19 protein-coding genes and 1 pseudogene are annotated in these 23,110 nt (G+C 65.4%); 10 read left to right on the top strand and 10 right to left on the bottom strand.

Going from position 1 to position 23,110, the window contains the following annotated elements; all coding sequences use genetic code 11:
- The first annotated feature begins 175 nt into the window (after positions 1-175).
- Both H6718_32290 and H6718_32285 read left to right on the top strand, forming a co-directional pair.
- Positions 176-1,180, top strand: a complete 1,005-nt coding sequence (locus tag H6718_32290; protein MCB9590138.1) for a DUF362 domain-containing protein — start codon at positions 176-178, stop codon at positions 1,178-1,180.
- Between the two features lie 35 nt (positions 1,181-1,215).
- Positions 1,216-3,336 carry a 4Fe-4S binding protein gene (locus H6718_32285; protein ID MCB9590137.1) on the top strand — a complete coding sequence of 707 codons (2,121 nt, stop codon included), beginning with the start codon at positions 1,216-1,218 and terminating at the stop codon, positions 3,334-3,336.
- Positions 3,337-3,836: 500 nt separating this feature from the next.
- Here the strand turns inward: H6718_32285 and H6718_32280 are convergent, their stop codons facing one another.
- The 4 genes from H6718_32280 to H6718_32265 all read right to left on the bottom strand — a co-directional run bounded on the left by H6718_32280 (position 3,837) and on the right by H6718_32265 (position 7,376).
- Positions 3,837-4,208: a hypothetical protein gene (locus tag H6718_32280; protein MCB9590136.1), complete on the bottom strand. Its 372-nt coding sequence runs from the start codon at positions 4,206-4,208 to the stop codon at positions 3,837-3,839.
- Between the two features lie 12 nt (positions 4,209-4,220).
- Positions 4,221-4,589: a hypothetical protein gene (locus tag H6718_32275; GenBank protein MCB9590135.1), complete on the bottom strand. Its 369-nt coding sequence runs from the start codon at positions 4,587-4,589 to the stop codon at positions 4,221-4,223.
- A 164-nt stretch (positions 4,590-4,753) separates the two neighbouring features.
- A complete protein-coding gene (locus H6718_32270; GenBank protein MCB9590134.1) occupies positions 4,754-5,779 on the bottom strand; it encodes a hypothetical protein in 1,026 nt (341 codons plus the stop codon).
- A 43-nt stretch (positions 5,780-5,822) separates the two neighbouring features.
- Complete coding sequence (locus H6718_32265; GenBank protein MCB9590133.1) at positions 5,823-7,376, bottom strand: protein kinase; 1,554 nt, start codon at positions 7,374-7,376, stop codon at positions 5,823-5,825.
- 88 nt (positions 7,377-7,464) lie between these two features.
- Between H6718_32265 and H6718_32260 the strand changes: the two genes are divergently transcribed.
- The 4 genes and pseudogenes from H6718_32260 to H6718_32245 all read left to right on the top strand — a co-directional run bounded on the left by H6718_32260 (position 7,465) and on the right by H6718_32245 (position 13,105).
- Entirely contained in the window at positions 7,465-8,580 is a 1,116-nt protein-coding gene (locus H6718_32260) for a hypothetical protein (GenBank protein ID MCB9590132.1), read from the top strand.
- Positions 8,581-8,695: 115 nt separating this feature from the next.
- On the top strand, positions 8,696-11,050 hold the full coding sequence (gene ltrA, locus H6718_32255; protein MCB9590131.1) for a group II intron reverse transcriptase/maturase: 2,355 nt from the start codon (positions 8,696-8,698) through the stop codon (positions 11,048-11,050).
- 174 nt (positions 11,051-11,224) lie between these two features.
- A pseudogene (locus tag H6718_32250) lies at positions 11,225-11,308 on the top strand (SEC-C domain-containing protein).
- A 915-nt stretch (positions 11,309-12,223) separates the two neighbouring features.
- On the top strand, positions 12,224-13,105 hold the full coding sequence (locus H6718_32245) for a hypothetical protein (GenBank protein MCB9590130.1): 882 nt from the start codon (positions 12,224-12,226) through the stop codon (positions 13,103-13,105).
- 416 nt (positions 13,106-13,521) lie between these two features.
- Here the strand turns inward: H6718_32245 and H6718_32240 are convergent, their stop codons facing one another.
- The 5 genes from H6718_32240 to H6718_32220 form a co-directional block, all read right to left on the bottom strand.
- Positions 13,522-14,118 carry a transposase gene (locus tag H6718_32240; protein ID MCB9590129.1) on the bottom strand — a complete coding sequence of 199 codons (597 nt, stop codon included), beginning with the start codon at positions 14,116-14,118 and terminating at the stop codon, positions 13,522-13,524.
- A complete protein-coding gene (locus H6718_32235) occupies positions 14,115-14,510 on the bottom strand; it encodes a transposase (GenBank protein ID MCB9590128.1) in 396 nt (131 codons plus the stop codon). Before H6718_32235 ends, H6718_32240 begins: the two co-directional genes overlap by 4 nt.
- 33 nt (positions 14,511-14,543) lie before the next feature.
- Positions 14,544-14,987 carry a hypothetical protein gene (locus H6718_32230; GenBank protein MCB9590127.1) on the bottom strand — a complete coding sequence of 148 codons (444 nt, stop codon included), beginning with the start codon at positions 14,985-14,987 and terminating at the stop codon, positions 14,544-14,546.
- A 384-nt stretch (positions 14,988-15,371) separates the two neighbouring features.
- Entirely contained in the window at positions 15,372-15,698 is a 327-nt protein-coding gene (locus tag H6718_32225) for a hypothetical protein (protein MCB9590126.1), read from the bottom strand.
- Between the two features lie 470 nt (positions 15,699-16,168).
- Entirely contained in the window at positions 16,169-17,035 is an 867-nt protein-coding gene (locus H6718_32220) for a hypothetical protein (GenBank protein MCB9590125.1), read from the bottom strand.
- A 127-nt stretch (positions 17,036-17,162) separates the two neighbouring features.
- On the opposite strand from H6718_32220, the gene H6718_32215 reads away from it, so the two are divergent.
- The 4 genes from H6718_32215 (at position 17,163) to H6718_32200 (ending at position 21,518) form a co-directional block, all read left to right on the top strand.
- The gene (locus H6718_32215; protein ID MCB9590124.1) at positions 17,163-18,917 is read left to right on the top strand and encodes an ABC transporter ATP-binding protein; all 1,755 of its coding nucleotides are present in this window, start codon (positions 17,163-17,165) and stop codon (positions 18,915-18,917) included.
- Complete coding sequence (locus H6718_32210) at positions 18,914-19,972, top strand: hypothetical protein (protein ID MCB9590123.1); 1,059 nt, start codon at positions 18,914-18,916, stop codon at positions 19,970-19,972. The genes H6718_32215 and H6718_32210 overlap by 4 nt, the downstream gene beginning before the upstream one ends.
- Before the next feature lie 104 nt (positions 19,973-20,076).
- Entirely contained in the window at positions 20,077-20,607 is a 531-nt protein-coding gene (locus tag H6718_32205; GenBank protein ID MCB9590122.1) for an RNA polymerase sigma factor, read from the top strand.
- Complete coding sequence (locus tag H6718_32200) at positions 20,607-21,518, top strand: hypothetical protein (protein MCB9590121.1); 912 nt, start codon at positions 20,607-20,609, stop codon at positions 21,516-21,518. The genes H6718_32205 and H6718_32200 overlap by 1 nt, the downstream gene beginning before the upstream one ends.
- A 13-nt stretch (positions 21,519-21,531) precedes the next feature.
- Here the strand turns inward: H6718_32200 and H6718_32195 are convergent, their stop codons facing one another.
- Positions 21,532-23,049: a mechanosensitive ion channel gene (locus H6718_32195; GenBank protein ID MCB9590120.1), complete on the bottom strand. Its 1,518-nt coding sequence runs from the start codon at positions 23,047-23,049 to the stop codon at positions 21,532-21,534.
- Between the last annotated feature and the right edge of the window lie 61 nt (positions 23,050-23,110).

Genomic DNA, 23,110 nt, shown 5'->3' with positions numbered 1-23,110 from the left:
ACTGCACCGGCGCATTTCGACGCTCCCGTGTGGCAGGTTGGCCAATCGACCCGGCGCGCTCCCGCGCTGGGCCCATTGTCCAGCGGCCTGGAGCGGCAAAATCCAGAAAACCTCAATGAAGTCGCAGGCATGAACAAACTTGACGTTACGTCATTCCTGGATCAAGGTGAGCCCCATGGGGCGTGATCCGTCTGCCAAGCCGTCGAGCGAGAGCCGCGTGGTGATCCCACGCCGGGAGGCGCTGACTCGCGTCGGGCTGGCGGGCGCCGTGATGGGCGCAGCCGCGGTCACCGCCAAGCTCGCTTACGATCCGGGCGGATTCGGCCTGGCGACCCCGATGGGCGAGCGCCAGGTGCGAGACTTCCAGGTGGCCGCCGCCGACCTGCCGGTGATGGCGATCGCCAAGAGCAGCACAGACCCCGACGTGCTGGTGCGCCTGGCGGTCGAGGCTCTCGGTGGGATGAAGCGGTTCATCTCGCGCGGCGACATCGTCTCCATCAAGCCGAACATTGGCTGGGATCGTCAGCCAGCTCACGCGGCGAACACCAATCCGTTGGTCGTCGCGGCGGTGGTGAAGATGGTGTTCGACGCTGGCGCATCGAAGGTGATCGTCACCGACGCCTCCTGCAACGAGCCAAACCGCTGCTTCCAGCGTTCGGGGATCTGGCGCGCGGCCCACAGCCTGGGCGCGACCGTGATCATCCCGGCGGAGCATCGTTTCCGTGAGATGCGGATGCGCGGCGACGTGCTCGACCAGTGGCCGGTGTACACGCCGCTCGTCAACGCGGACAAGGTCATCAACATGCCAGTCGCCAAGCACCACAACCTGTCGAAGTACACGGCGGCGATGAAGAACTGGTACGGCGTGCTCGGTGGCCGTCGCAATCGTCTCCACCAGAACATCAACACCAGCATCGCGGATCTGGCGACCTTCATGCGCCCCACGCTGACGGTGGTCGACGCGACGCGCGTCTTGATGCGCAACGGCCCTCAAGGCGGCAACATCGACGACGCCAAGGACATGCACCAGGTGATCGCTAGCCTGGATCAGGTCGCGGTGGATGCCTATGGCTGCACGCTGATCGGCGAAAAGCCAGAGAACGTCGAGTACCTCAAGCTCGGCCATGAACGCGGCATCGGCAACATGAACTGGAAGGAGCTGCGGGTCGTCGAGGTCTGACCTCGGATGCGCCTGGCAGTTTCCGCGAGGAACAGATGCATTCTCTGGGCACGTCACCGAATGGTACTTCGGACGCTACCCGTGCAGCTCACGGAGCAGGCGCAGCTCGAGCGCGTGTGGCGCTCGAGGGCGACTTGCCGGCGCCCATCCCCTGGCTGGGAGTCGCCGGCGAGGTGCAGGCCCTGGACGGAGTCACCACCGAGCAGGCGCTGAGCTCAGGGCAGGCGCTGAGATCCGGACTGGGTGTCAAGCCGGCTCCCGCTACCGCGGGGAAAAGCGCCTGTGGCTGCGGCGCGACCGGAGGCTGTGGTTCCAAGGCTGCAACTGCGGTCGCAGCGACGAGTTCTGACGCGGCTCCTTCTGAGCGCACTGCTGCGGCGGGGGCGTCAGACGCGGCGGCACCTGCTGCGCCTCTCCCCCCAAAAAACGCGAAGCCCAAGAAGAAGCGGCCGGGGTCGGGGATCCCGGCGCGTAAGGGCATTCAGATTTTGGTTTGGGTGAGGCGCGTCTCCCAGGTCGCCTTCATCTCGCTGTTCCTGTACTTCCTCTTCCAGACTGCGTTCCGGGGGACCTTCTCGGCGGACTCTGGTTCCCCGGTGCGGCTGCCTTACCCGGTGGAAATCTTCCTGTCGGCGGATCCGTTCGTCGGCGCGATGACGCTGCTCTCGACCCACACGATCTATCGCGGCATTGCCTGGTCCCTCGGGGTCCTGCTGCTCACCCTGGTGTTTGGCCGGGTGTTCTGCGGCTGGATCTGCCCGTTTGGCACCATGCACCACTTCTTCGCGTGGATTTTCCCGTCCCGCTACGTGAAGGGGAACAAGCGAGTCAGCGCGAACACCACCAAGTGGTGGCAGTCAGGCAAATACTACCTCATGCTTGGTTTCCTCGCGGCAGCGGCTGCGGGGAGCGCCATCGGGGGGCTGCTGGACCCGATCTGCGTCGCCGTGCGCACCGTGGGCCTCGGTGTGTTGCCGGCGCTGCAGTACCTGGGCATCCATGGCGGGACCGCCATCGCAGACACGAACATTCGGCCGCTCCAGATCGCGGCGGACGGCACTCAAGATTTCCTCGCGCAGTCGGTCTGGACCTCGAAGCAGTTCTACTTCCACCAGACCTGGTTCATCATCTTCTTCCTGGTCGCGATCCTGTTCATGAACCGCTTCATCCCGCGGTTCTGGTGTCGCGCGCTGTGCCCGCTGGGCGCGTTCTTGGGCGTTTTCTCCCGGTTTGCGCTTTTCGGCATGGAAAAAGACCATGCCAAGTGCACCGACTGCAACCTGTGCCTGGTCAACTGCCAGGGCGCCGATAGCCCCCAGGGCGGCGTGAAGCATCGTCAGGATGAGTGCCACATGTGCCTCAACTGCGAGAGCGCGTGCCCGGAGGACGTGATCAAGTTCCGCTTCTTGCCGAATCGCAAGGGCACCATCCAGAAGCCTAACCTCGAGCGCCGCACGGCGCTGGCGGCTGTCGGTGCAGGCGCCATCGGCATCCCCGCGATGCGCATCGCAAACTGGCCGGACAAGGCGTACAGCGAGAAGGTGATCCGCCCGCCGGGCTCAGTCGAAGAGCGCGAGTTCCTCGAGCGCTGCATCCGCTGTGCGGAGTGCATGAAGGTGTGCCCCAACAACGCGCTCCATCCCGCCTTCTTCGAGGCCGGCATCGAGGGCCTGTGGACGCCCATTCTCATCCCGCGCATTGGCTACTGCGAGTTCTCCTGCGTGCTGTGCGGGCAAGTCTGCCCGACGGGTGCGATCCAGAAGATCGACGAGAAGGAGAAGATGGGCGTCGGTCAGAAGCCCATCTCCATCGGCACCGCGATGTACGACAAGGGCCGCTGCTTGCCCTGGTCGATGGCGACGCCCTGCATCGTGTGTGAGGAGTTCTGCCCGACGTCTCCCAAGGCGATCTGGGCGGAAGACACCGAAGTCCCGAAGCGCGAGAGCCACTACGAGGGTGAAGGTCACGCGAAGATGACCAGCATCAAGGTGCAGAAGCCTCACGTGGATCCGACGCTCTGCATTGGCTGCGGCGCCTGCGAGAAGGTGTGCCCCATCGTGGACAAGCCCGCCGTCTACGTGACCAACGCCGGCGAGACGCGCTCCAAGACGAACATCATCTTGCTCGAGAATACGAGCTACAATCAGACGTCGTAGCCGAGACGCGAAGTCTAATCCGCACGGCAAAGTTCGAATCCTCTTCGCTGTGCCACTCACCCCAAACCCCGCAACGGAAGCGACCCACCGGTTAGACTTCTTTCGCGGCGCCTCGCGCGACGTTCGCGCATTTTTCAAGCTGCTTCGTCTCCGCCCACTCTTTGTGTGCATCGGCACCGCGCGGAACAAAGAGCGATGGGTGGTCCGCGTGGGGGCTCTGAGAGCGTTCAGGGCCCAGAGAGGGCTCAGGCGCTGACCAAAGGGTTAGACTTTTGTGTCGGCTGCTGGGCCGATTAGATTCCGCGTGGAATATTGAGCTCCAGATTCGCGAGGTTCTTGAGGGTAGGGAGCAACGCTTAGTCAGAGGGCTGAGTATCGGGGGCTGCGTCCCTTGATCCACGTGCCAGAAGTTCGTTTTGATTTGTGGAGTCCGGTTCGGATTAGAACGAACGACGGGGACGCGACGGACATGCCCGAAGGAAGGAGAAACAACCGACGAGTTACGGCCGGATCGCAGTCATGAGAACCGTGGCCAGCGACGCCGCGGAGTGCGCCCAGCGCTCCAGCTTGAGGCCAACGCGCTGCAGCGCGGCTTCCTGGAGCTCAGCCCGAGGGAATCGATACGTGGGGTCGCGGAAGCGGTTCGGGATGTCATCACTCTCGGGTCGAAAGGCCAACACGAGCTTCCCCTCATGTCCACGACAGCGTTCTTCGACCTCGTCTTCGGAAAACGGACGAGGCGATGGATCCCAGGGCACGTGGATCGCCCAGAGCGCGATGGTCTCCAGGGTCATCCGAGCGGCGAGCTGCACGTTGGGTACGCCACGCACCTGCCGGGTCGCGCTCCGCTTCTCGAGATAGGTCGTGAGCATCGCGACCTGCCCCTAACGCCCCTGTTCGCACCACACGGAAGCGAGCTCAGGATGATCGACGGAGCATCGATCGATCAGCTTCAGCGCGCGGCGGTTTCGGAACATGCGCCAGAAGAGGTCGCGAACGATGCCCTCGAACTCGTCCGCCCTGGTGCGCCTGCCGTTTGGTGCCGACAGCACGGTAGCCAGTTCGAGATTGCGCACCTCATCGAGCAGACGAGCCTGGATGGACTCGACCGTGCTGCCCTTCGCGGGCGTCGACACCGGCAAAGCGCTCGGCTCGGGTTCCACACCGTGGCCGTCTGCGAATCGGACAGCCGCGTCGAAGAGCGCGTCCTTGGACTGGACGTACCCGTAGAGGGTGCCCTTCTCGACGCCCAGCGCCTGAGCAACGTCTGACTAGCGGTCGCGAATACGCGCCCGCGCACATCGAGCAAGCGACGTTCGATGAGATCGTGGGCTCGGAGAAGGAGATGGGAACAGGCATGTAGACCGCCTGTGCCGACACACAGGAGATCTTGGATAGGGGTGAGGGGGGAGCGTTGTCAGAAGCGCCCAAAGGCACCCGCGCTGCCCAGCCCCAGCCAAGGCTGTATCCCCGCGGGATGGATCGGGCGCACCGCACGCTCGGGCGCCTCATCGCCGCTCGAGAGCAGCCACAGCGCCACGCCCGTCGCGAGCCCAACGCCGCCGACGATGAAGCCCGCGGTATTGATCAGCTGCTCGTTGTCGGCTTGGTCGTCCAGGTCACGCACCTTCGACGCCTCGGGGTGCGTGTCGCGGCAAGGTGAGCCGCAGCGCGCGAAGGCGGCGTCCGAGTCGTCGCGAGTGCCTCCGACCTTGATGGCGTAGAACACGCCGACCCCCGTCGCGACCAGGCCGACTCCCAGGCTCACGTAGGCGCCGAGGCGCAGACCGTTGCCGCCGGGATCTGCCGTATCGAACGTCGCGCGGTCGTCCGCTGCCGCGGGCTCGCTCGGCGCTGCGAGGTTCAGCTCCAGGCGCTCCCGGACGCCTTCTTCGAGGGTGATCTCCCGGCTCACCTGCTCCCCGCCGGCGATCGCCGCGGTGACCACGTAGCTGCCTGGATCGACCTGGCGCGCGACGCCGACCTGCGCGCTCGGCAGGACCTCACCGTCGACCTTCACGTCGGGCTCGCTCCCCGCAGGCGCCGAGACGCTGATGAGCAACGTCGGCAAGCGCTCGTCCAGCTCCTTCACCAGGCGCACCGCCTCGGCGCGAGCGTTGACGAAGGCGCGCGGCTCGTTGGCCGCCTCCGGCAGGTCCAGCACCTGCTGGGCGACGTCCCGCGCCTCGAGCAACTTGCCAGTCTTGGCGAGGGCGCGCGCCACGGCGACCCGCGTCGACGGCACGCCCATGATGGCGTCCGCCTTGCGGTAGCTCTCGAGTGCCTCGGGGAAACGCTCGGCCGCCGCAGCCTTGTCCCCTTGCAGCATCAGGCTCGCCGCCTTGCGCTTGTCGGTCTCGCTCGGCGCTGCCAGGGCGGGCGCGCTCAGACTGAGCAACAACAGGGCGGGCGCGAGGCGCGAGGCGAACGGACGGAGCAGCACGGGTGGGTCTGAGAGTAGCCGATCGGCGCGCGTCTGTCGCGGCTCAGAAGCCGTACTTCGCCTTGCGAACGGCGTCGCTGATCCCAGCGGGCTTCTGCGCTGGCGGAGCCGGGGGCTTTGCAGCGGGCTTCGGCGCGCTGCCTGCAGCCTGCGAGGTGCTTTCGTTGGCGGTCGTCTCGCCGTCCCGTTCCGGATCGGTGACAGGTTCGGCGGGCTCGTCGGCGCTGGGGGGCGCCGCGGCGCGTTCCGCCTCGCCTGCCGCCGCCTCGCCTGCCGCCGCCTCGCCTGCCGCCGCCTCGCCGCCTGGCCTGGCGGCTTCGCTGGCGGGATCTCGCGGCGCCGCAGCCTGCTGGGTTTCCTCAGGGATTTTACTTGGTGCTTGCGTCGCCGGCGGGTTGGCTTCTTCTGGTTCGGCGCTCAGCTGGCGGATCCCCAGGGCGAGCACCGCCCCTCCGGCTACTACTCCAACCAGAGCGAGCGCCAGGTGCAGGGGCTTGAAGGCGCGCCTCACCCCCAACCCGGGATCCATCAGCTCGGAGTACTGAACGTCGGCTTGGGGCGGCGCGGGCGTTGGCTCGGCCGGGGACGCTGAGGCGGCTGACGGCAGCGCGGCCGTCGGCGGATCGGCGTAGAGCGCGGAGTCGCTCTCCATGTCGGCCACGATCTCGCTGCGCGTCTTCAACGCGTCCGCGCCGGTCGACTGGACCCAGCGTGCGACCTCACGAGCGCTGGCGGGGGCGAGGACGTCCTCCAGGGCGTCGGCGAAGTCGAGCGCCGTGGCGAAGCGCTGGTTCGGGTCCCGCGCGAGGCCGCGCATCACCACCGCGTCCAGCTCGGGGGGCAGATCCGGGCGGATATGACTCGGCGGCTCCACTGGAGCGTGCAGCACCTCGTACATCAGGTTGGCGTCCTCGCCCTTGAACAGGCGCTGCCCGGTTAGCACCTCCCACAGCACCACCGCCGCAGAGTAGATGTCCGTGCGCTGGTCGACGACGCCGTGCTGGATCTGCTCCGGCGCCATGTAGCCCAGCTTGCCCTTGAGCTGGCCTTCGCGCGTGGTCTGGATGCGCCCGGCGGCCTTGGCCACGCCAAAATCGATCAGCTGAGTCACGCCGTCGACGCCGACCAGGATATTCTGCGGGGAAACGTCACGGTGGACGACGCCGAGCGCCTGCCCCTCGTCGTCCCTCACCTCGTGCGCCGCCTGCAGGCCGGCGAGCGCGTCGGTGAGGAACTTCACGGCGATGCGCGGATCGATGGTCTGACCGAGACGCCGAGTGGCCCGCACGAGCTTGGAGAGCGACTCCCCGGCGACGTAGTCCATCACCAGCAAGAGTTCGCCCCTCTCCGCGACCACGTCGCTGATGCTCACGACGTTTGGGTGGCGGATCCGCGCGGCGAGATGCGCCTCGTCCATGAACATCGCCACGAACTCGGGGTCGTTGGCGAAGTGGGAGTGCAGCCGCTTGATGGCCACGGTGCGCGAAAAACCAACGGGCCCCATCAAGCGTCCCACGTGCACCGTCGCCATCCCTCCCGAGGCGATCTGGTCGTGGAGAGCGTATCGCCCAACTGTCTGCCTCGTAGCCGACGACATGAAGCGCGAGTATCGCACGCTCTCGGACCCAGGCCAATCGGGGCGATTTGTGTTCGGGATCCGCGACGCCGCTGGTAGCCTTGTGGGAATGCGATCCGCCAGGTTCACGGCCGCGACGTTGGCGCTCAGCGCGCTCGCCCTCGCGGCGTGTGGAGAGTCGACGGACCACCCCATCGTCAGCGATGGGGGCAGCGCGGGCTTCGCGGGTGAGGGAGGCAGCGCAGGCAGCGGCAACGCCGGCAGCGCCAATGGAGGCAGCGGCAACGGAGGCAGCGGCAACGGAGGCGGCGGCAACGGAGGCGGCGGCAACGCAGGGACCGGCGGTTGGCCCAACGGAGGCAGCTCGAGCGGCGGCAGCGACGTCGGCGGCGCTGCGGCTGGAGGCGCTGCAGCTGGAGGCGCTGCAGCTGGAGGCACGGCAACTGGAGGCACGGCAACTGGAGGCACGGCAACTGGAGGCAGCGCGGGCAACTCCGGCTCTGGAGGTAGCGGCGGCGACTCCGGCTCTGGAGGTAGCGGCGGCGCGCCGCCTGTCGTCTGGAAGCTGCATCGCTTCAGCCTCTCCACCAACACCTGGCAGACCTTCCCCCTCGACCAGGTCTGGACCGGCGCGGGTGCGCCACCGCCCCGGGACATCAGCGCGACCACGAACCTCGACGTCTTCAGCACGCCGATGCTGCTCGTCTTCACCACGTCGGGCCAGTATTACCTGCGTCGTGGTTCCGTGTGGAGCCACGCGTCCATCGGCTCCAAGTTCTTCCACAACTCATCCACGGTGGAGGCGGCCTACTCCGTGCCCTGGAACCACACCAGCAACACCAACCCCGCGAAGGAAGACGTCTACCTCTCTTCGTTCCCCAACGCCGGGGTCTACTCCGTCGACTCAAACCTGAACATCACTCAGTCCCGCGTACAGGCGCTGGTCGACGAGGCGGGCGCGGCCCCGCCCCAGGGCAGCGTGCCCCCGAAGTTCTGGACGCTGGTCGGGGACGCCGACAACTACGTGGAGGGCGGCCTCTGGATCTCCCTCTACGTGATGCTCGACAACGGCAACCTCTACGAGACGGCGAACGACTTCCAGTGGAACTGGCAGCCTGCCACGAGTTTCTACTTCTTCCAGACCAATGGCGCCCCGAACCCTAACACGTTGACCGCCGCCTACTACGAGGTCGCGGGGAACGTCGTGAACTTCGTCGGGCCCTAGCCTCGACAGGCTCGGCGGAACGGCGGAACGGCGGAACGGCGGAGAATCCGCCGGTGATTTCATCCACGATCCAGGCCTGCAGGCCCTCAAGGCGCTGCTCGACGGCGAGCAGTCGATGACCCCGGAAGAGGTGATAGGGGTGTTCGTCGCGGTCTTCTCCGCGCGGCAAATGGTGCCGCCGAGCGAGTGGCTGCCGATGGTGTTCCGGGACCGCCAGCTGAGCGAAGCGGACGGCCCCGCGCTCGCAGCGCTGATGGATCAATACAACGAGGTCGGCGATACGCTGGAGAAGGAGGGCATGATCACCCCCGAGGCCGACGATCTCGAAGCGGCCGCCGAGTTCTGCAGCGCCTACCTCGAGGTGATGGAGCTGGATCAAGACTGGCTCCGCGAGGAAGAGGAGATCGCCTTCGTCCTCCTGGCCCTCGCCGATCCGACCGTCCTCGACGATCCACAGGTCAGCATCGAAGGCACCAAAGCGGACTGGCTCGCGAGCGCCTGTGCTGAGCTCCCGGACATGGTGCGCCGTGACGCGAAAGACTTGGAAGCCTGTTCGCAGGATGCTGGGTGTTTCGCTAGCTGCGTTTCTCCAGCGGGTGAGAGTCCCGTCCCGGTAAGCGTCGGTGCGCCGGGTAGCAGGCCCCAGGTAGTGGAGAGAGATCTCCCTGCCCGAGCGGGGTGTCAAAAGCTCGTGAAGCAGCGAGAGCTGCGTAGCGGGGAGCAAGCACGCGGGCCGCAACATGAAGTGAAACCTGCAGCCTCGACAGAGAAACAATCCGGAGGCCGAGCCGCTCATTTCACGGCGAAGGCAACATCGACGGCGAGAGCACCGAAGCTCGCCGCCGGCTCCGGCGGGGTAGGGGGGGCAGCACGTGTGCAAGGAGGAGCGCGGAACTCGGGAGGCCCGTCTGTGCGGCCCAAGTCAGGGCGAGGTGTGTCGTATAAGCCAAGGGCGAAATCGGCCACTGCACAGCGGGAGTCCGAGGGGATCATGGTACCGAAGACCGCTGGGCAACCAGCGGGAACGAATGCCGTGCGGCAAAACGCGGCAGGAGGGAAGGGTCCCTGCGGTAGTCGTGTTGGAAGCGTAGGTAAGCGTGAGGGAATGGCCGGCAAGTCCGGACCTAACGACCCCGGCAGGCGTAAGCCGCGCGGAAAAGCGCAACAACTACAACGCCAACTATATGCAGCAGCCAAGCGGGCACCGGACAGGCGCTTTCACGCCCTTTACGACCACATCTGGCGGGGTGACATCCTCCAGGAGGCGTGGAAGCGAGTCAGACAGAACCAAGGAGCCGCGGGCGTGGATCGCCAGTCGATCTGCGACGTGGAGGAGTACGGGGCTCAGCGATTCCTCGAGGAATTACAAGCTGAGCTGAAAGCGGGGAGGTATCGGCCGCAGGTGGTGCGGCGGCAGTACATCCCCAAAGCCGATGGTAAGAAGCGGCCACTAGGCATCCCGACGGTGCGCGATCGGGTGGTGCAGATGGCGGCGAAGCTGGTGATTGAGCCCATTTTCGAGGCGGATTTTCTGCCTTGTTCTTACGGGTTTCGTCCCCGGCGCAGCGCGCCGATGGCGCTCGAGACGCTGAGGAAACTGGGCGCCAAGGGTGGTCACCACGTGCTGGACGCTGACATCCGCGACTACTTTGGAAGCATCGACCACGCCAAGCTGATGAAGCTGGTTGGGCGGCGCATCTCGGATCGTCGGGTGCTGAAGTTGCTGCGGCAGTGGCTCGAAGCAGGAGTGATGGAGGACGGCGTCGTGAAGGCGTCGGTGGGCGGCACGCCGCAAGGGGGAGTGATCTCTCCTTTGCTGTCCAACATCTACCTGCATGTGCTCGACGTCTTGTGGACCCGCCACAGCGCTCCCTATGGAACGCTGGTGCGCTACGCGGACGACTTCGTGGTGATCTGTCGCACCAGGAAGGATTGCGAGCTGGCCGAGGCGCGGATCCGAGTGATCTTGCAGCGCCTCGGTCTCGAGCTACATCCGGAAAAGACCAGGCGAGTCGAGCTCTACGATGGCAAGCAGGGCTTTGACTTTCTTGGCTGTCATCTGCACAAGCGGCTGAGCGGCAAGGTGCTGGAGAGGTCGGGCGAGCGGCTCTACTTCCTCCATCGCTGGCCGTCCCAGCGCGCGATGCAGCGGATCCGGAGCCGTGTGAAGCAGCTCACCCCCCGCTCGAGATGCCACGCGGATATCCGTGACGTCATCGAACAGCTGAACCCCGTACTGCGGGGGTGGGGAAACTACTTCCGCACGGGAAACGCTGCGAAGCGATTCAATCAGCTCGACACCTATGTTTGGAAGCAGCTGCAAGGGCTGTTGGTGGCCCGTAAGGGTCGCCACCTGAAACCCAAACAAGTCGACCGCTGGGATCGCAACTACTTCCACCGTCTGGGCCTGTACCAACTCCGAGGAACCGTCCGCTATCCGGAGCAATCCAGAATCATGGAGGCCGCGTAATGCTGTGCGCTGAGTGGCTACTGGTAAGCCGTGTGCGGGAAATCCGCATGCACGGTTTGTACGGGGGTCTTGACTTTGACCATCGCCCGCCTGGCGGGAAGGAGTAAGGATCTACCAACGCTCGAAGAGATGTACCTCAGAAACCGCGGGCGCCTCCCTGGCGAAGGCGCTCAGGCGGTCTCCACGAAGGTCGATCGCAACTCCCCATGTCCCTGCGGAAGCGGGAAGAAGTACAAGAAGTGCTGCGGAGCGGCGTAGACCCATGGCATTCGCTCCGAGCTTCAGCATCACGAACCGAATCACTGCGGAACTGACTCGGATCGAGCGCGCCCGGGGATCTCTCGAGGCGGCGACGCTGTCCGAGGCCTGGGTGCGGCGGATGACCCATGGTGATGGAGCTACCAGACGGCGCGCTCACTTTCACGAGTAGGGGCGGAATGCAGGCGTCCAGCTAGGCGACCAGGCGCACCGCATCGGCACGCGCGTTGACGAACGCGCGCGGCTCGTCAACCTCCGACGGGATCTCCAAGACTCGCTGCTTCTTCACTGGCCTCGAGTAGCCGGCCCAGCTCCGCCAATGTTCTCGCGCCCGCGCCACGAGTTGACGGCACGGCCATGATTGCGTCCGCCTGACGATAGCTCTTCAATGCCTCAAGGAAGGGCACCGTCGCCAACCCACCGGAGGCGATCTGGTGACGCAGCGCATGTCGTCCAAGCGTCTGCCGGGTACCCGATGACATAAGCCACGAGTTTCGCAGGGGCAGACGCGTCTGCGAGGACGAGCAAGCATGAACGGAGTTGTTTTCTGCCAACAACCTGATAACTTCGATAAAAATGTGCGTCAGAGGGCTGCGGTCGACCAGCGAGCGCCGCTCGCGGGAGGTTCCCGAGCGTAGCTCATCAGCGGAAGTACCGAGAGGTCACTGTCCCGAGTCTTGGGTCTTGCCGCGCGAGGTGCTGGGCGAAGCGTGGACGGGAGTGTACAGGCCGCAACACGGCAAGCGCGAAGAGAGTGCGCTTCAAGTGGCTCGACCGCCGCTCGCCAATGCGGTCGTTCACATGGGAGAGGTTCGAGCGACGGTTGGAGTTCAACGCCATCGCCTTCCCCCCACATAAATCAGAGCTGCGAGATGTTTCCTCGGAACGCAGTACGGTTCTGAAAGGAGTTCCCAGATGAAGGTCATTCGCGCTGCGGTAGCGCTTGGTTCGGTTGCAGCCCTTCTCGGTACCCCTGCGCTCGTCGCCTGTGCTGAGAGCGCAGAGCACCACATCGAAAGCCAGGGCGGCACTGCATCTGGCGGCAGCGCTGGCTTGTCAGGCGCGAGCGGAGATGACGGTGGCAGCGCGAGCGGCGGTTCAGCCACTGGAGGCACGAGCGGCGGCGGCTCCAGTAATGGCGGCAGCGCAGGCTCCCCAAACGGCGGAAGCGGCTCTGGTGGCAACTCCGCTGGCTCCGGTGGCAACTCCGCTGGCTCCGGCGGCGCGGCGGGTGGCGGAGGCGCGACAGGAGGAAGCGGCGGTTCGGCCTTAGACCCAGGTCATGGCACCTGGACTGCACCAGATGGGACTATCGTCTTCGACCGTGCAAGTTTCGGGGACCGGATGCACATACCGGGTTGTATTGGCCACTCCGGGCCAGAGAATGCTTGCCAGTTCCAGGGAACGATTTTCGGTACGCAGAAGTACGCTATGCGCATCCCGTTCAAAACCTCCACTTCTCTTCAGCAGCTTGCGGTCACCACGAACCAGAGCTTCAGCACTTACGGCACGTTCGATGTAGCCTTCTCGACGACACCGGGCGACTTCAATCCGCCGGATCTGGGCTGTCAGGCGAGCCAGACCGTCCTCGAGACAACCAACTTCGTAGATGAATCCCTCAACGCATCCCTGAGCCGCAAAACCTATTGTTTCATCCCTCCAAACACGATTATCTATGTGAACGTGCGGATGTCCGGAACCGGTGCAGCGACTTGTGGTCAGGAAAACACGTGTCGAGTGATCATTCACAACGGCTTCGAGCCCACTGTGATGGCGCCGATCGGAACGTTCCCGTAGACTCGACGATTCTCTCGAAGGTCAAAAGCGGTGCTGGCTGGACGTCTTGCTCCGAGCTTCATCGACGGCGACTTCGCGGAGACCCAGGCGGACCTCTTGTTCCGTGTGGAGATAGCGAGTCGTCTTCGAGCAATAGAGCGACGCCAAGACGCGCGGCCTCGTGCAGGTCGGCGGCTACGTTGTGATCGATCAGAGACGCCGGGAGGCTGCTGGGAGCCGTGCGTGGTGCAATCTCACCCAGGCGCCTCTCTGGGCACGAATTGACTTAGAAACCTCGGCATCCAGCGATGGGCAGGGCCGGAGCTTGGGGCGATGGAGCTGAGCACATCGGCGTGATCAGCAGAACTAGTCCGGTATCGTTTCCGCGTAGACATAGGTGCGCGCTAGACGAGCGTCTTTCTTGAACGCGGTCGGAGTCATCTCGTGGAGTTCGAGCCCGTGCACTCCGCGATGAGTCCCGAGGCGCTCGAATGCCCATGCGAGGTAAGCCTGGGCTGGGACTCCGATCGCGCGACAAGTCGCGACGATGCCGAGCAAGACCGAGGCTCGGTGTGCTCCCTCAGTGCTGCCAGCGAAGAGCATGTTGAGTCGGGGCTTGGCGACGTTCTGAAACTCTCGCTCCGTTGGCGATTGTCGATAGGGACCAGCGGGTCGTCGATGAAGCGGAAGAGCGCCTTGCCGTGATTTCTGTAATACCGCACGGCAGCTCGGAGTAGCTCGGATGGCAACAAGGTTGGCTCGATCGCTTCACACCAGCGCTCGAACTCGTCGACGATGGGTCTGATCTTGGAGCGTCGATGCGCGAGGAGTGCGTTTCCGCGAAGCTCCAACTTCTGAGCCTCGTCTTCGGCGGCGTACATCGCTGCGATGAACGCGCCACCTTCTGCCGCCAGGGTGGGTTGTGTGGCCTCGGCGTTCCGCAACTTGCACCGGCCGTGAGCGTTGCAGCCCGCTTCGGTGACGCGGCCGCTCGCATAGACGTCGTTGAATCGGTGTTCAGCAGCCGCCGTCAGTGTCCCGGGAAACGCTTGAGCTTGGAGACGACGTCGTCACCGCTTTTGTCCGCGGCATACTGAAACACGGCGTACTCCGCGTTGCGGTACAACTCGATGTAGTAGCCGTTGTGAGCTGCCGGCAACCCGGGCACCAGCACCTTCAGCCCGGTGCCGTCAGTCGCCATCCAGGAGCCCGCCAACAGACTCTTCCAGTGCAATCCGTCGATCGGCTCGAGCAGATCCGCAGCGCGCTCAACGAAGCTCACGAGCGTGCGCATGGCGAGGGGTACGCCGCGCTCGGCGGGATCGCGACGGATACGGTCGAGCGGAGTGAGCACGGAGAACTTGGCGTGAATGAACCACGCGAGCCAGTCGCAGGTGACCTTCGACCGAGCGTAGGGTGCGGGCAAGGACCGCGGCGTGGTGCGCTTGAAGCAGGCTCGTCAACGGCACGTCTTGCGCTTGACGACGCGACGCCGCTGGTGCTCCTTGACCACGTGGAGCTTCTCTTCGACGACCTCGTCAGCTACGTCGAGGTCAGACGAGCCGCAATGCTCGCAGCAATCTGGGCGCAGGTGGTGCTCCTCCGCCTCCAGGTGCTCTGGCAAGGGTTTGCGACCGGTGGGTTTGCGCCCCTTCTTCTTGCCTCGCTCCTTCGGCGGCAGCACCGGCGGCTTTGGGCGCGCCTCGAACGCGGCCTTCGCCTCCGCATCGACCACCGGTGGCGGCGGCGGTGCCTTGGGCTCTGCGGGCTTGCGCTGCTTGCGCTGCGCGACCGCCAGCAGCTCCCGGATGCGATCGTTGAGGCTCGCGATCTGCTCGACGAGTCGAGCAATCTGCTCGCTCTGCGCGGCGTTTTCCTTCAGCAGCGCCTCGAAGTCGAGCACCTGCACAGAAGATCACAGACCGTGATCGGTGTCGATCCCCTATCTCGCTGCCGTGCGGCGATACCAACCATCTCGCGACGCGGTGAAGTCAATCCCTCAGAGAAGTGAGGCGTACGCCGCTCCGTCGATCACGACCTGCCCCTCGTCGCCTCGAAGCGCGGGGAGCTGAAAACTGCCCGCCTCAAGACGCTTCGCAAGCACGCACCACCCCGACCATCGAACCACCGCGCTTTGGCGATTCGGCGACGCTTGTTCAAGAAGAGGTACAGGTGCCCATCGACCGGATCGAGCCAAGTCGTCGGGTCGCCCCAGCTAATGCATCGAACGACCCGCGCATGTCGGCTGGCGCGATCGCCACGAACACCCGGACCGTGGGAGGCAGACTCAACATGGTCGCAGCACCCTGACGATCCGCGATAGCGTCTCCTCTCGGAAGTGGTCGTTGAACTCGAGCTCTGCGCCGCCTACGCGGATCACATAGCGTTGATGTTGAGCGGGGAATGTCAGAGCCGCGGGAACCAGCTCGACCAACTTGGTCTGAGGCAACCCGCCCCGAGTGCTCCGCGGCTTGCGCTTGGCAGGTCTCTGCAAGCCCAGGTTGAGTCCCCACGCGCTCCGCGAACGTCCGTCTACACGGTGCGCACGTGCCCAAGAGATCAGGTCGTCTTCCGACGCACGCATCGCAACCAACACGCCCTCGATCCCGCTCATCCCGTACTTTGCGGCTTGCCGTAGCTGGCGTGACCCTGACTCAAAACGGCCCGCAGATCCTCCCGGCATCGCATGTGGGTCACAGAGCGATGAATGGCCAAGGGAGAGCAGAGGGAAGCACAGGGTATTGGGTCGAACGCTGGAGAACCTGCTGCGCTTGAAGTTCAAGGGCGACGTCGAGCATGAAACGCTGAACCATGGGTGTGCGCGCGGACGCCAATCGTCTGGCGTCTTCGAGCACGCCTCTCCATTACGAGAAGGACCTCCCTGATGTCCAAGTTGCTTTTCATTCTTAATGACCCCTATGGGACCACACGCGGTGGCTCCGATGGGCGCCACGGGCGATCGCCGCCCATGGCCTCGCTCTGGTTCGCTCTAGCTCGCCCACGGGGTGGACAGACGCCGAACCGACCCGGGCAGAAGTCGGTAACAACGCCGACACCTGCCCATGGCCGGTTCGTGAAGTCAGCTCACGGGAACAGCGGACACTCGCCGCTCTCGTCGGGGACCATGCACTGGTTGTCACACCCAGCGATGCCGCACGGATAGCAGCACTTGAGGCCGCCTTGGCACTCCGGGTCGGTCTGGCAGGTGTCGCCGATGCCCTTGCCGTTCAGGTTGCAGCTGTCTCCAGCGACGTCATCGACACCCGCCTTGTGCGCTTCGCAGGCATTGCAGTACACCTTGCCGTCGTCGCCGCACACGCCGAGGCACTCGGCGGTCACGCAGCCTTCCGGTGAGAGCTTGCAAGTGCCGAAGCACGGTCCAGGGCCACAGTCCGCGCCATCGGGCTTGTCGCAGTACTGACCCGCGTTGCACTGCACTTGGGCGGGGCCCCCGCATTCCTGGTTGAGGGTGCCCGGGACGCATTGGTTGTTGACGCAGTCAGGCTCCGCCCATTGGACTGCGCAGGCTCCGCAGGTCCACGTCGCGCACGCCTGCATGCGATTCGCGTAGTCTTGCAGCTGATCCCGATCGATGTCCTGACTCGTCAGGTTCTGCTCGCACTGGTCCATCGCCAGGCACTCGGGTGTCGCGTCGAAGCAATCGTCGCGCGTGGTGCAGTGGTTGTTCGCCGCCGCGAAGGCGCGGAACTCATCGGCTACGGTGTCGCAACCGAGGCTGCCGCCGCTCCCAGAGCTACCCGCATTGCCTCCGTTGCCCGCGCTGCCCGCCGTGCCTCCCGTCGCGCCGCTGCCTGCGGTACCGCCGCTACCGGCTTGCCCGCCGGTGCCGCCCTGGTTACCGACCTTGTCGTTGACCCCACCCACCTCGCTCGAGTTGGTGTCGCATGCAGCGAGCCCAAGGCAGGCTCCCAAGATTAGCCAAGTACGCATCACTTCCTCCTAAGCTTGCCTCATGAACGAGCGGCTGTTGCGCCGTTCTCAGCCAGCGCTTCCTGCGCTACATCCCGTGAGTGGTCGCTGCCGGCGTTCCACATCCATCTTTCTTTCAGACTAGATCATGCACCCCCTCAAGCGACTGCTGCATCACGCTCAAGCCTGGCGCGGCCAAATGGGAGCGGGGACGGTGTTCTCCGTCCTCAACAAGTTCTTCGACGTTCTGCCCGAGCTGCTGATTGGCGTCGCCGTCGATGTGGTGGTGAACCGCAAGGAGTCCTTCCTGGCGCGCATGGGCCTCAGCGATCCGACTCAGCAGCTGGTGGTGCTCACGTTGCTCACCATCGGCGTCTGGGGCTTCGAGTCGCTGACGGAATACCTCGCCAACTTGAAGTGGCGAAACCTCGCACAGAACCTGCAACACGCGCTGCGCATGGAGACGTACGGACACCTCCAGCGGCTGCAGCCAGCGGTGCTGACTCGTCTGCGTACTGGGCGCGTGATGGCGGTGCTCAACGAGGACATCAACCAGATCGAGCGCTTCGTGAACAACGGCGCCCACGACCTGATTCAGGTGGCCTGCTCGAGCCTGATGGTCGGCGCCGTGTTCTTTGCGCTGACGCCGAGCCTCGCGGCCCTGGCGCTGCTCCCGGTGCCGCTGATCCTCGTGGGCGCCTTCTGGTTCTTGCGCCGTCTGGCACCTCGCTACGCTGCGGCGCGCGAAGCGGCCTCCGGAGTCTCCCACCGCCTGAACAACAACCTGCTCGGCATGCCGACGATTCAGGCTTACACCGCGGAAACGTTCGAAGCCCAGCAGCTGATGCACAGCTCGGAGCAATACCGCGCACGCAACGCCGACGCGATCCGCGTCGCAGCGGCGATCACGCCAGTGATCCGCATCGCGATCCTGGCGGGCTTCGTGGCGACGCTGCTCTACGGCGGGCGCCTCACCTTGCAAGGGGCGCTGGGCGTCGGCAGCTATTCCGCGCTCGTGTACCTGACCCAGCGCTTGCTCTGGCCGCTCACCCGCTTGGCGGACATGACGGACCTCTACCAGCGCGCGATGACGTCGGTGCAGCGGGTCGATGACTTGCTCCAGGTGCCGCTGCCGCCGCACGAAGTCAGCGCCAAGTTGCCCGAGCCCGTGCGTGGCGGCGTGAGCTTCGAAGGCATCTCGTTTGCTTACGACGAAACGCCCGTGCTCCACGACGTCAGCCTGGAAGCGCCCGCCGGCAAGACACTCGGATTGGTCGGCGCGACCGGCAGTGGAAAGAGCACCCTGCTCAAGTTGCTGTTGCGCTTCGAGACGCCGGGCGCCGGCACGGTGCGCGTCGATGGGGAAGACGTGCAGGCCCTCGACACGAAGGAGCTACGGCGCGCCATTGGCTACGTGGCGCAAGATCCTTTCCTCACCGATGGCACGCTGCTCGAAAACATCGCCTACGGAGAGCTCGATCCAGACCTTGAGAAGGTGCGCGCGGCAGCCCGCGCGGCGGAGGCCCACGACTTCATCGAGTCGTTACCCGACGGATACGACTCGCAAGTCGGTGAGCGCGGGCTGCAGCTGTCCGGAGGCCAGCGCCAGCGCGTAGCGCTGGCCCGCGCGCTGTATCGTGATCCGCCTATTTTGGTGCTGGATGAGGCGACCAGCGCGGTGGACAACGAGACCGAAGCCGCCATCCAGCGCTCCTTGGAGCGCGCCGCAAAGGATCGCACGCTGATCGTCGTCGCCCATCGCTTGTCCACGGTGCGCCACGCGGATGCCATCCTGGTGCTCGACGAGGGGCGCATCGTCGAGCGGGGCACCCACGAGGAGCTGCTCGGGCAGGGGGGGGCCTACGCCGCGCTGTGGCGCTTGCAGACCGGAGGCGGTGCGTGAAGCGAGTGCTGTTCGGTGGCGCGCTGGTTGTGTGCCTGGTTGGCTCTGTTGCTACTCGCTGCAGTGCGGTCGCCTTGGCTCAGGCGGATGCAGGGGCCGACGCTGCTGCGCCGCCTGCTGCGCCTCCAACTGACGCAGCCGCCGACGCGGGTCCGGACAGCGTGGCCCCACAGCCAGGGATCATCGCTGAGCGTCCAGCTCTGCTCCCCGGTGATCGCCGGAGTCTCCCCAGCGTCCACGTGACTGGCCCGCCGGAGTGCCCGACCGCCGAGGAGCTGGTCGCGGACCTCGAGGCGAGTGAGGGGCGTCTACGCCTTCAGCCCGTGACCTCCGGCCCGGCTGACTACGAGGTCCAGTTCCGGCCCTGGAGTGGGCGCTACGACGCGGAAATCAAGGACGAAGCAGGCCGAGTACGCAGCCTCGAAGGCTCCGACTGCGGGGAGCTCGCGCGGGCGACGGGCCTGAGCCTGCTCATGCTGGTGGACGCCGCGCCCGCGCGCCTGCCTGCGGTGCAGGAGCCCGAGTGGACACCCGCTGGACGAATCCCCGAGGAACCAAATGAGGAGGTCCGCTGGCAGTCGCGCTTCGGCGCTTCGCTCGGGTTGGGGGGAGTGCTCGCGCCCCACGCCGTCGTGGGAGCCTACGGCAGGTTCACCGGGGTCGTGGAGCTCAGCACTTGGTTCTTGTATCAGTTTGGTTCGAGCATCAAACACGGGCCGGGGCGGGTGGATCTCAGCTGGCTCGGGTTCGGTAGCGATGTCTGCTACTTGTTCTTCGATCTCTTCGGGGTGTGCGGCGGCGGCTGGGTTGGGCGCCTCTCGGCGGAGGGGCAGGGCTACGACCGTAACTCGAGCGTGGCGCGCTGGCAGCCAGGGCTCAGCTTTGGCGTCCGTGTGCACCAGGCGTTCAGCGAGCACTGGGAGGCGGGGATGACGACGCTCGGGATGCTCGCGTTGACTGAAGAGAAGATCACCGTGGCGAACGTGGAGGGGGACGCCTTCACCACCTGGCGACTGATGCCGCTCATCACCCTCGAGCTCGGTGCGCATTTCTAGGCGAGATCTAGCTTGAATCGGGCTGATTTCGCCAGGGTCCCAGGCAAAGCGAGCGGCCCAGGTCGATTTGGTGATGCAGATCCCCCAGCCGAGCCACTCATGGACTGCGTGTGAATTTCGAGCGCATCTACCAGCAGCACTTCCGGCAGGTGTGGCGCTTCTTGGCGCGCCTGGGTGTACCGGAGCGTGACCTGCCCGATGCGGTTCAGGACGTGTTCGTGGTGGTGCATCGCAAGCTAGAAGAGTTTGAAGGCCGCTCCAGGATGGACACCTGGCTCTACGGGATCTGCATGCGGGTGGCGAGTGACCGACGTCGACGCGCGAGCCAGCGCTTCGAGTCCCTCGAGCACCCGGATGAGGCCGCCTACGATGCGCTCGACGAGGCAGGCGACGAGCGACTGGGGCTCAAAGCGCTGGCGACACGCATTCTCCAGAGCCTACCCCTCGAGCAGCGTGCGGTCTTCGTGTGCTTCGAGCTCGAAGGGCTGAACAGCCAAGAGGTCGCCGAGCGGCTGGCGATCCCCCTTGGCACCGTCCACTCACGCTTGAGGCTCGCGCGCGCTGGTTTCCGTAAGGAATTAGCTCGGCTGCGCGCCCGCGAAGGCGCTTGGTTGCGCGTTGGAGGACAAGACTGATGCGCCACTGGCCCGACGACGGCGCTAGCGACCTCGAGCAAGAGCTGATCGAGCTCATGCGTGAGGATGGCCCAGAGCCCCCGGAGGGGGCCCAGGAGCAGGTGTTCCTGGCGTTGAGCGCGCACCTCGGCTTGGGCGCTGCGAACGTCGCCACCAGCGCTGGTGCGACGCAGGCTACCGGCTCAGCTGTTGCAGCCACCACGAAGACGGCCGGCGCAGCGACGCTGGCCACGGGTGGTTCGGTGACGACTGCTGCGGGGGGCGGCGTGCTGAAGCTATTGGTCGTTGGCTTGGTGCTCGGCGGCGCGACGGCAGGCGTGGGTCACCTCGTCTCGAGCCCTGGTGCCAACTCACAATCAGGGGGTGAGGAGCAACGCTCGGTCAGCGGAAGTCAGCCCACGGCGCCGCAAGCGCCTACGCCTCAAGTGAAACCGCGCGGAAACGTAGCTGCCTCCGAGCCGGGTGGCGAGGCTCCAGCAGCCGGCGCGCCCCGTGGCGTTGCCGGGCGGGGCTCCAGGTCCGACCGAACTGGAAGTGCGGAGATAGAAGGCGCAGCCAGCGACCTCGACGTTGCGCCAGGTCCCTCCGTTGCGCGCTTCGCGGAGTCGGAGCCGCTCGCCGCTCCTTCAAGCGAAGGCACCTCTGCGTCCCAGCTAGACGCCGAGCGAGAGGCATTGGCAGCAGCACGTCAGGCGCTGAAAGCTGGTAACCCATCGCGCTCGCTGGCGCTGCTCACGCAGCTGAATCAGCGCTACCCCAAGCTGAAGCTGAGCCAGGAGCACGAAGCCCTGAGCATCCGCGCCCTCGCGGCCAGCGGAGCGAAGGCCCAGGCGGTGACGCGAGCGCGCCGCTTCGTCGAGCTCTACCCAAACAGCCCCCTGACTCCTGGCGTACGTGAAGTGCTGCGCTGAGCGATCGCGCGCGTCAGGCGTTCAGGCCGAAGAACGACTTGATGCGGTCCGCGAGCGCGTGCTTTCGCTCGTCAAATTTCCGTGCGGTAACTTCCTGGCTCAGGTTGTCGCGCACTCTGTCCAGTTCGATTTGACGCGCGGCGAGGATCTCCGCGACTTCTTCGGCGATTTCAGGCCGACGCTGCATCAAGTGCCGGAAGTGCTCGCGGCCGAGCTTCCAGCACCGGACCTCCGAGAGGGCGATCACGGTGGCGGAGCGCTTCTCTCCGGTCAGGAGCGACATCTCACCCATGAAGTCGCCATCGTGGAGCGTGGAGACCTCCCGTTGGATGCCGTCGACTTCCACGCGCACCGCGCACTGACCCTCCTCGATGATGTACAGCCAGTGAGCCTTGGCGCCCTGCTTGGTGAGCGCCTCGCCCTTGGTGAACGGCGCGTACTCGAGGGACTGTGCCAGATGCATGCGCTCTTCCTCGGGCAACTTGTTGAACAAGTCGACGTTTTCGATCGCGTTGCGCTGGCGCTGAACGGTCTCTTCAGCCTTCTTGGCTTGGCGCTTCGGAGACTCCTTGGTGACGAACACTGCCTGAGCCGGGATCGCGAGGGACATCCCAGCGCGGGTCAGGGCGTAGAAGATGCGCTGGCGCACGACGCTGTCCGTCGGGTCGTCCACCGCGAGGTCCGTCAGCCAGTAGCGGACGGCGTAGCGGGCCCAGGACTCACCGAAATCCATCAGCTGGACGTTGGGTGCAGGCGTCGCAGAGACGCGCTCGATGGGCTCTGCTAGCAGCGCCTTCTCTACCGCGCGGATCACATCCGGAGGGGAGAAGCGGTAGTCCACGTTGAACCACACCCAGCGCCGCCACTGGATCGGTTGCCCCGTGCGCCGGCCCAGCACGATCACCTGGTTCTTCAGCAGCACCGAGTTCGGGATCACCACCGTCTCCCAGTTGCGCGTCTCCACGGCGGTGTAGCGCCAGTGAATGTTGGCGACTCGCCCGATGACGTCGCCGACCTTGATCCAGTCGCCGACGTTGATGCTCTCGTCGGTCTGCAGGGCCATGCCACCCAGGATGTTGCCCAAGGTGTCTTGCAGCGAGAGACCGATGACCGCAGTCAGTACGGCGCTCGTCGCCACGATGCTCGAGAGGTTGAAGCCATTCCGTGAGGCAACGACCAGCAGCGTGACCACGATGGCGCCGAAGATCGCCACGTCTTGCACGATCTGCGGAACCTGAGTCTTGAGACGCGGGACGATACCGCGGAACACCAGCGCGCCCACTGCGCCGACCGTGGCCACGCCGCCAGTCAGCACCGCGGCCAGGTGTAGGTCATCGACCAACTTGGAGTGGACGAGGGTGAGCCCTGCGGTGACGCAGAGGATCACGAAGTGGATGGCCAGAAAGAAGCCAGGGAGGCGGGTGCGGCGCTCTCCGCCGTGAACAGCCAGGCCGGAGACGACGACCACCAGGGTGATCCAAGGCGTCCAGGCGCTTTGGGCTTGGTCGAGCAGCGCACGCAGGAAGGGCATCGGCGCGATATTACTGGGTTCTGTTACCGTTTTGTCACTCGGCGCGCTTGCCCCACGCACG

The organism is Polyangiaceae bacterium (assembly GCA_020633205.1).
Taxonomy (GTDB): Bacteria; Myxococcota_A; Polyangia; order Polyangiales; family Polyangiaceae; genus JAHBVY01.
The sequence above is the reverse complement of the archived record's forward strand: the minus strand, read 5'-3'. Positions and strand labels throughout refer to the sequence as shown.

Excerpts from the sequence above, each read along its gene's own strand:
- H6718_32280 (MCB9590136.1), bottom strand. The coding sequence starts at position 4,208 with ATGCTCACGACCTATCTCGAGAAGCGGAGCGCGACCCGGCAGGTGCGT.
- H6718_32285 (MCB9590137.1), top strand. The coding sequence starts at position 1,216 with ATGCATTCTCTGGGCACGTCACCGAATGGTACTTCGGACGCTACCCGT.
- ltrA (MCB9590131.1), top strand. The coding sequence starts at position 8,696 with ATGACCCCGGAAGAGGTGATAGGGGTGTTCGTCGCGGTCTTCTCCGCG.
- H6718_32200 (MCB9590121.1), top strand. The coding sequence starts at position 20,607 with ATGCGCCACTGGCCCGACGACGGCGCTAGCGACCTCGAGCAAGAGCTG.
- H6718_32195 (MCB9590120.1), bottom strand. The coding sequence starts at position 23,049 with ATGCCCTTCCTGCGTGCGCTGCTCGACCAAGCCCAAAGCGCCTGGACG.
- H6718_32265 (MCB9590133.1), bottom strand. The coding sequence starts at position 7,376 with ATGTCGTCGGCTACGAGGCAGACAGTTGGGCGATACGCTCTCCACGAC.
- H6718_32245 (MCB9590130.1), top strand. The coding sequence starts at position 12,224 with ATGAAGGTCATTCGCGCTGCGGTAGCGCTTGGTTCGGTTGCAGCCCTT.
- H6718_32290 (MCB9590138.1), top strand. The coding sequence starts at position 176 with ATGGGGCGTGATCCGTCTGCCAAGCCGTCGAGCGAGAGCCGCGTGGTG.
- H6718_32215 (MCB9590124.1), top strand. The coding sequence starts at position 17,163 with ATGCACCCCCTCAAGCGACTGCTGCATCACGCTCAAGCCTGGCGCGGC.
- H6718_32225 (MCB9590126.1), bottom strand. The coding sequence starts at position 15,698 with ATGAGCGGGATCGAGGGCGTGTTGGTTGCGATGCGTGCGTCGGAAGAC.
- H6718_32260 (MCB9590132.1), top strand. The coding sequence starts at position 7,465 with ATGCGATCCGCCAGGTTCACGGCCGCGACGTTGGCGCTCAGCGCGCTC.
- H6718_32220 (MCB9590125.1), bottom strand. The coding sequence starts at position 17,035 with ATGCGTACTTGGCTAATCTTGGGAGCCTGCCTTGGGCTCGCTGCATGC.